Below are 7790 nucleotides of genomic sequence, written 5' to 3'. Positions count from 1 at the left end.
GGTTGGTGTCGCCCAACACGACTGCCGCCCAGCCTGCCCGCGGATCGCTGGTCGGCCAGGAACTCCACGGCTTGTAGCCGCCGGGCAGCGACGTTTTCAAGTCGCGACGATCGGGAAAGCGTCCGTTGTGGTCATCGAGATATAACCGCCAGGCCACGCCCTGCTGCCTAAGCTGTGAAATGCAACTGGCCCGGCGTGCCTGCGCTTTGGCCCGGGAAAGCGCCGGCAGCAACAGCGCCGCGAGGATGGCGATGATGGCGATGACCACCAGCAGTTCAATCAACGTGAACGCCGGGCCAACCATCCGCTTCCTGAATTGGAATTCATTCACTGTATGATGGTGCATTGAATGCGTGGCCGCCAAATCAACCCAGCGTCTCCACGAGCAGTTCGCGCGGCGGCGATGGTCCGTCCGCCACTTCGATGGCGGGGCGCAACCGGTCGATGGCCGCTGTAAGGGAAGCTTCGTCCGCCGCGTGAATGCGCGCCAGGGTGGTTCCCCGCGTGACCGCTTCGCCAACTTGCGCAAGACAATCCACGCCGACGTCGTGGTTGATGACGGCTTCCTGGGTCAGCCGCCCGCCGCCGAGATCGCGCACCACTTCGCCGAGCTGGCGCGCGTCCACGCGGGTGACCAAACCGTCCCGCGACGCCTTGAGTTCCCCGACGGCCGGGGCGGTGACCTCCCGCTCCAGTTTGCGCCGGAAGGCATCCACGTCCGCTCCTTGTGCCACCAGCATTTCATCCCATTTGCGTCGCGGTGCGCCCGACGTCAGACAATCGGCCGCCTGGGCCAGGGCGGTTTCCAAGGACGGACAGCGACCCGTTTGCACCAGCAAATGCGCCGCGCAGTGCAGCACGATCTCGCGCAAATCGCCCGGGCCCGCGCCGTCGAGACAGGCCACGCTTTCCTTCACTTCGAGCCAGTTGCCGGCCGCGCGGCCCAATGGCGCGTTCATGTCGGTCAGCACCGCACGCGTGTTCACACCGCACTGCGTGCCGAGGGCAACCATCGACTGCGCCAGCAGCCGCGCCTGTTCGCGGGTTTGCATGAACGCGGCCCGGCCGAATTTCACATCGAGCACGAGCGCGTCGAGACTTTCGGCGAGCTTCTTCGAAAGAATTGACGCCGTGATCAACGGAATGCTGGGCACGGAGCCGGTTACATCACGCAAGGCGTAAAGCCGCCGGTCCGCCGGCACCATTCGTTCGGTCTGGCCACAGATCACACAGCCGGTCTGCTGCACGAGTTCAACGATCCGGGCCGCGGGCAGCGAGGTGGTAAAGCCGGGAATGCTTTCCAGTTTGTCGAGCGTGCCGCCGGTGATGCCCAGGCCGCGCCCCGAAATCATGGGCACGCGGAACCCCAGACAAGCCAGCAAGGGCGCGAGCGGCAGCGAAACCTTGTCCCCCACTCCGCCCGTTGAATGCTTGTCCACCAGCGGCCGGGAGTCCGCGGGAAACTTCAGCACCTCACCCGAATCGCGCATCGCAAGCGTCAACGCCGTCGTTTCTTCGGTGTCGAGGCCGCGGAAAAAGACCGCCATGAGGAACGCGGCAACCTGATAATCCGGCAGGGCGGGAAGATTTTCGATGATCTGCCGAATCTCCGCCGCCGCGAGCGGGCGCCCATCGCGCTTGGCTTCGATGAGGGAGAGAAAATGCATGGCAATGACCGGCGGACGTTGGTGGCCCCCCCGAAACCAACTGTGGGCCGCCGCGCGGCTCCAACGCGGCCCGTGACGTTCAACCCTTGAACTTCGTGGCCACGATGGTCGCGTTGTGGCCGCCAAAGCCGAAAGAATTGTTCACGATCGCGTCAACCTGCATCTCGCGGGCCTGATTCGGCACGCAGTCAAGATCGCATTCCGGATCGGGGTTCTGGTAATTGATGGTCGGCGGCACCACGTTGTTTTCAATGGCCTTGATGCAAACCACCGTTTCCACCGCGCCCGCCGCGCCCAGCATGTGGCCCGTTGCGCCCTTGGTGGAGCTGATGGCGAGCTTGCGCGCGTGGTCACCGAACACGGTCTTGATGGCCTGCGTTTCCGCAATGTCGCCCTGCGGCGTGGAAGTGCCGTGACAGTTGATGTAGGAAACGTCCGTCGGATTGAGCCCGGCGTTGCGCAGCGCCATTTTCATGCAGCGGGCCGCGCCCTCACCGCCCGGAGACGGCGCAGTCAGGTGATGCGCGTCCGCGGTGTTGCCGTAACCGGCGATTTCGCCATAGATGCGCGCCCCACGCGCCCGGGCGTGGCTCAATTCCTCCAGCACGAGCATGCCCGCGCCTTCACCCATTACAAAACCGTCGCGTTCCTTGTCGAACGGACGCGAGGCGTGTTGCGGGTCATCGTTGCGCGTGCTCATGGCCTTCATGGCACAGAAACCGCCAATGCCAATGGGAATGATGGTTGCCTCCGCGCCGCCGGCGATCATGACATCCGCGTCGCCCATTTTGATGGTGCGCCACGCCTCGCCCAGGGCGTGGGTGGAGGTTGCGCACGCCGAACACGTGGCGTAATTCGGACCGCGCAATCCCCAATACATTGAAACCAAGCCCGAGCACATGTTGCTGATGAGCATCGGAATGGTGAACGGCGACATGCGGCCCGGGCCGCGTTCGAGCAGAATCTTGTGCTGCTCGGTCGTGGTTGCCAGCCCGCCAATGCCTGAACCGATCATCACGCCAATGCGATCCCGGTCGGCCTTGTCGAGTTCCAAGCCGGAATCCGCAAGCGCCTGCCACGCGGCATGGACGCCAAACTGCGAGTAGCGGTCCGTGCGGCGCACTTCCTTCGGCGAGGGAAAGGCCGGCGCGGCGTTGAAGTTGCGCACTTCAGCGGCGATTTGCGTATCGAAGGCGCTGGCGTCAAACAGCGTGATTTTGTTCACGCCGCATTGACCCGCGATCAGGTTGGACCAGAAGTCCGCGACCGTGTTGCCCACCGGAGTCACCACTCCGAGGCCGGTCACCACCACCCTGCGTTCTGTTGGATTGGTCGGCATAAAAAAGGCGGCTCAACAAGAAACCGTCAAGCCGCCCAGCGAAAGGTCTGCGGTGTTTACTTGGCCTGGATTTCTTCGACGTATTTGATGACGTCGCCCACGGTCTGGAGCTTCTCCGCCTGTTCGTCCGGGATTTCGGCGCCAAATTCCTCTTCCAGCGCCATTACCAGCTCCACCGTGTCCAAGGAATCCGCGCCCAAGTCTTCGATGAACTTGGCTTCGGGCGTGACCTGGTCGGCATTCACGCCCAACTGCTCGACGATGATATCTTTGACGCGCTGTTCGATTGATTTTTCAGACATGGTTCTCTCCTGTTTTTTGTCGGTGTGTCTAAGCGACGGTCACATGACCGTCAAGCCCTGATTCTAAAAATTCTCCCGCCTGACAGGTGGTTGTTGCGCCCGCCGTGGCCACGGCCCGCGGGCAGCGACCCGAAGTTGGGATGGGGATGACGATAACGCACGATGCTGGGGCGGCTTACATGACCATGCCGCCATCCACGGTGAGCACCTGCCCCGTCACGTAGCGGGCGCCGGGACTCGCCAGATAAAGCGCGGCGGCCGCAATGTCTTCGGCCTGACCCAGCGTGGCGAGCGGGATCTTCTTCAACAATTCGGCCTTCATTTCCTCGCCCAGCACGGCCGTCATGTCGGTCTCGATGAATCCGGGCGCGATGGCGTTGCAGGTCACGCCGCGGGACGCCAGTTCGCGGGCGACGGATTGCGTGAAGCCAATCAAGCCCGCCTTGCTGGCGGCGTAATTGGCCTGGCCGGCATTGCCGATCAACCCAATGACGGATGAAACATTAATGATACGTCCGCTGCGCTGTTTCACAAATGCCCGCGTAAACGCCTTCGTAAAAAGAAAAGCCCCCTTCAAATTGGTGTTGAGCACCGTGTCCCAGTCCGCCTCGCTCATGCGCATGAGCAGGCCGTCGCGGGTCACGCCGGCGTTGTTCACCAGCACATCCACCCGGCCGGCATCAGCCAAAATCTGCTCCGCCGCGGCGGCCACGGCAGCGGGGTCGGACACATCCACGGCAACGGGCCAGGCCTTGCGGCCGAGGGCGCGGATTTCGCCGGCCACCTTCTCCGAGTTCCCGGCCGTTCGCGAAACGCAGACCACGTCCGCGCCTTCGGCGGCAAATTTCAGCGCGATGGCGCGGCCAATGCCCCGGCCGGCGCCGGTCACCACGGCAATCTGATTGGCAAGTTGAGCCATAGGTCGGTTAGTTGTCGGTGGTTGACGGCCGGTTGTCAATGGGCGAAAGCGGCCGGCGGACCAGCCAGGCGTCCGGAACGTTCATCGCTCAGGCGACCAGCGCGGTGGCCGTCGCTTCGAGGCTCGCCGCGTCCGCGACGTTCAACATCTGGACTGACTTGTCGATGCGCTTCATGAAGCCGCTCAACGCGTTGCCTGGACCGAATTCGATGAAACGCGTGAAGCCTTGGGCCAGCAGACAACGCATCGAAGCTTCCCACAACACGGACGCCGTTACCTGCTCGACCAGCCGCGCCTTGATTTCAGCAGGCGTGCCGTGCGGCTGCGCGGTCACGTTGGAGATCACCGTCACGGTCGGCGCGGCGAACAGGGCGGCTTCGAGGGCTGTAGCGAGTTTGGGCTGCGCGCTGGCCATGAGCTTCGAGTGATAGGCGCCCGCCACGGCCAGCGGCAGTGCGCGTTTGGCGCCGCGGGCTTTGGCGAGTTCGCAGGCGCGGTTGATTTTTTCCAGTTCGCCGGAAATGACCAGCTGACCGGGGCAGTTCAAATTGGCCAGTTCGACGCCTGACTCAACGCAAACTTCGCGGGTGGGCGCCTCGTCGAAACCGATGATTGCTGCCATGCTGCCACGCGTGGCTTCGCAGGCTTCCTGCATCGAACGGCCGCGCACGCGCAGGACTTTCAAGCAATCGTCAAAGCTCATCGCCCCGGCGGCAGTCAGGGCCGTGAATTCACCCAATGAAAGCCCGGCGGTGGCGTCGCACCGCAGGCCGGGCACGCGCTCCTTGAGCAGTTCCAGCGCGATCCAGCTCACGAGAAAGATGCCGGGCTGCGCGTTTTCGGTCCGGGTCAGCTCCGCCTCCGGTCCGTGGAAACAAATGCTGGCGAGGTCATAACCCAGCGCCGCATTGGCGCGTTCCACCCACGCGCGCGCAGCCGGAAATTTTTCCACCAGGTCCTTGCCCATGCCCACCACCTGGGCGCCCTGGCCGGCAAATACGAATGCGGTCTTGCTCATAGAGCGGGCGAGCATACGCGGGCCGGCGCACCGGACGAAAGCGCGAAAATGCCCCGCCCTGTTATCCACTTTACATCCCCGCCGCGCTCGGGTAACCGTCCTTCGTATGCTTAAGCAGCTTTCATTGCTGACGCTGCCCCTGCTTTTGGCTGGGTGCGCCAGCACGTTCACAAACCTCACGCCCACGCGCCAGGTGCGCAATGCGGAGAACCTTTACCCCGTGGAAGTCCAGTTTAACAGCAACCAGCAGACGCTGCGCTGGCACACCATCAAGCCGTATGTGGTGGTGGGCGGCCAGTTGCTGCCCATGCGCCCGACGCCGCTCATGAACAATCGCTGGGAAGGCCTGGTTCCGGCGCCCAGCGGCACGGATCACGTGGAATACCGTTACAAGTTCGAATACGACTACAATGCTTTCGGCCCGCCGAAAGCCGACAGTGCGCTGTCGCCGAAGTATGACCTGCGGATTCTGGATGCGGATTCAAGCACGCCGGCCCAGTAATTCCGCATCCGCATTTTCCGGGCGAAAAGCTCATCTGCCAGAGCACCGCGGCCTTCCGCCGCGGTGCTTTGCTTTTGATGCCGGCTTCGTGAACACACCACGTCAAAAATCTTCCCCCCAGGCGGCAGCGTCCTAATTTGGCTTTGAGCGCGGCGGCGGGCGATGCTTCACCAAACAGTCAGGTTCCATTCAAAGCAGGATGCCACTCCCCGGGTCCGCGCCTCGACAAATCCGGCCCCTGCCGCCATGCTGGGGCCGATGCCAGACAAGCCCGCGCCCGAAGATGCTTTGTTGAAGGAATACGCCCGCGCGTTTCATGATTGGGATGACCACACCCTGGCGCGCTGGCTGGCCCAGACCCTCGGCCAGCTCGCGGGCAAGACGTGGCGCGTTTCCCATCCGCTGATGGAATCCTACCGGCTCGCCGCCCAGCTCGGGCATGACCGCCAAATCTGGTTCAAACGGCTGGCGACCCCGCCGTCGGCCTACCTGGAATCACACTGCTGCCGCGCGCCCCTGCTGCCGTTGCTGACGCGCGACGTGAAGGAGGCGGGCCTCATCTGCCAGCACTGCAACGAAACGTTGATTGCGTTCGAGGATTTGCCGGCCGAACTGCAACCGGCAATGGAAACCTGGGCGGCTCGCTACGCGCCCGTGCACCAGGTCGCGCACTGGGAGGAACGCCGACAGAAGGCGGTGCCCAGTTACGACCGTGCCTACGAGGAAGCCGCGCAGCAGGCCGAACACCTGCTCGCCTACGCGGGCTTTCAACTCGCGCCCAAACTGCTGGAGTTTTATCCCGCCCTCGTCTGGGAAGACCACGACGAATGCCTCGAAGTCCGTCCCGAAGACATCACCGCGGCCAAGGCATCACTGCCGTAGCCGCGCTAGTGTGGTGAGCGATTAGTTCGTGCAATAATGCGTGCGACCTGCGAAGGTGGGGGCATGAGCACCGGTCGCCCTTTGAAACCATTGACCTTGCAGCCCGAAGAGCAAGCCAAGCTCGAACTGATGGCGCGGCGCCCCAAGACCGATCAGCGCACTGCCCTGCGCGCCCGGATTGTGCTCGATTGCGCCGCGGGTTTGACCAACACCGCTGTGGCCGTCAAACGCGGCGTGACGATTCAGACCGTGGGCAAGTGGCGGGAACGTTTTCTCACCGGTCGGTTGGAGGCGTTAGGCGACGCCCCACGTTCTGGCCAGCCCCGCAAGCTGACGGACGCGAAGGTCGAAGCGGTTATCACCCGCACTTTGGAAACCCGGCCCAAGAAGGCCACCCACTGGAGCACGCGCACGATGGCGGAAGCGAGCGGGCTCAATCAAAACGCCATTGTCCGCATCTGGCGCGCCTTCGGACTCAAGCCGCACTTGCAGGAAAACTTCAAACTCTCCACCGACGCCTTCTTCGTGGAAAAGGTGCGGGACATTGTGGGGCTGTATTTGAACCCGCCAGAACGCACCCGCGCCGTGGTGTTGTGCGTGGATGAGAAAAGCCAGGTGCAGGCGCTGGATCGCAGCCAGCCGGTGCTGCCCATGCGGCCGGGCCAAGCCGAGCGACGCACGCATGATTACTACCGCCACGGCACCACTTCGCTCTTCGCCGCGCTGGACATCGCCACGGGCAAGGTCATTGGCCGGTGCCAGCAGCAGCAGCATCGGCAGCAGGAGTTTCTGCGGTTTCTGGATCAGATTGAGCGCACCGTTCCCGGCGACAAGGAAATCCATCTGGTTTTGGACAACTACGCGACGCACAAGACGCCCAAGGTGGCGGCCTGGTTTCAGAAGCGCCCGCGCTACCATCTGCACTTCACCCCGACCAGCAGTTCCTGGCTCAACCAGGTGGAACGGTGGTTTGCGAAAATCACCGAACAACGCATCCGCCGCGGTGTGTTCAAAAACGTCGACGAACTCATTGCGGCCATTGACGATTACATCGCGGCCAACAACCAGAAGCCAAAGCCCTTTGTTTGGACCGCCACCGCCGAACTCATTCTCGATCGCGTCGCCACACTTTGTAAGCGAACTAATCGCTCACCACACTAG

9 protein-coding genes are annotated in these 7790 nt (G+C 63.1%); 3 read left to right on the top strand and 6 right to left on the bottom strand.

The window, feature by feature from the left end; all coding sequences use genetic code 11:
- The 6 genes from VFV96_09855 to fabD all read right to left on the bottom strand — a co-directional run.
- Positions 1-304: prepilin-type N-terminal cleavage/methylation domain-containing protein (locus VFV96_09855; protein HEU5070700.1), on the bottom strand; the 304-nt coding region annotated here is incomplete at its 3' end.
- Positions 305-365: 61 nt separating this feature from the next.
- Entirely contained in the window at positions 366-1667 is a 1302-nt protein-coding gene (locus tag VFV96_09850; GenBank protein ID HEU5070699.1) for a thymidine phosphorylase, read from the bottom strand.
- A gap of 79 nt (positions 1668-1746) precedes the next feature.
- The gene (fabF, locus tag VFV96_09845) at positions 1747-3006 is read right to left on the bottom strand and encodes a beta-ketoacyl-ACP synthase II (GenBank protein ID HEU5070698.1); all 1260 of its coding nucleotides are present in this window, start codon (positions 3004-3006) and stop codon (positions 1747-1749) included.
- 56 nt (positions 3007-3062) lie between these two features.
- Positions 3063-3308 carry an acyl carrier protein gene (acpP, locus tag VFV96_09840; GenBank protein HEU5070697.1) on the bottom strand — a complete coding sequence of 82 codons (246 nt, stop codon included), beginning with the start codon at positions 3306-3308 and terminating at the stop codon, positions 3063-3065.
- A 175-nt stretch (positions 3309-3483) separates the two neighbouring features.
- Positions 3484-4227 (bottom strand): 3-oxoacyl-[acyl-carrier-protein] reductase, encoded by a 744-nt coding sequence (gene fabG, locus VFV96_09835; protein ID HEU5070696.1) that lies wholly within the window; start codon positions 4225-4227, stop codon positions 3484-3486.
- Between the two features lie 88 nt (positions 4228-4315).
- The gene (gene fabD, locus VFV96_09830; GenBank protein ID HEU5070695.1) at positions 4316-5245 is read right to left on the bottom strand and encodes an ACP S-malonyltransferase; all 930 of its coding nucleotides are present in this window, start codon (positions 5243-5245) and stop codon (positions 4316-4318) included.
- Positions 5246-5351: 106 nt separating this feature from the next.
- Here fabD and VFV96_09825 point away from each other — a divergent pair, with 106 nt between their 5' ends.
- From VFV96_09825 to VFV96_09815, 3 genes are all read left to right on the top strand, one after another.
- Positions 5352-5747, top strand: a complete 396-nt coding sequence (locus VFV96_09825; GenBank protein ID HEU5070694.1) for a hypothetical protein — start codon at positions 5352-5354, stop codon at positions 5745-5747.
- Positions 5748-5993: 246 nt separating this feature from the next.
- The gene (locus VFV96_09820; GenBank protein ID HEU5070693.1) at positions 5994-6629 is read left to right on the top strand and encodes a hypothetical protein; all 636 of its coding nucleotides are present in this window, start codon (positions 5994-5996) and stop codon (positions 6627-6629) included.
- Between the two features lie 63 nt (positions 6630-6692).
- Positions 6693-7790, top strand: a complete 1098-nt coding sequence (locus VFV96_09815; protein ID HEU5070692.1) for an IS630 family transposase — start codon at positions 6693-6695, stop codon at positions 7788-7790.

The sequence above is a fragment of the Verrucomicrobiia bacterium genome, from assembly GCA_035765895.1.
Lineage (GTDB): Bacteria > Verrucomicrobiota > Verrucomicrobiia > Limisphaerales > DSYF01 > DSYF01.
The sequence above is the reverse complement of the archived record's forward strand: the minus strand, read 5'-3'. Positions and strand labels throughout refer to the sequence as shown.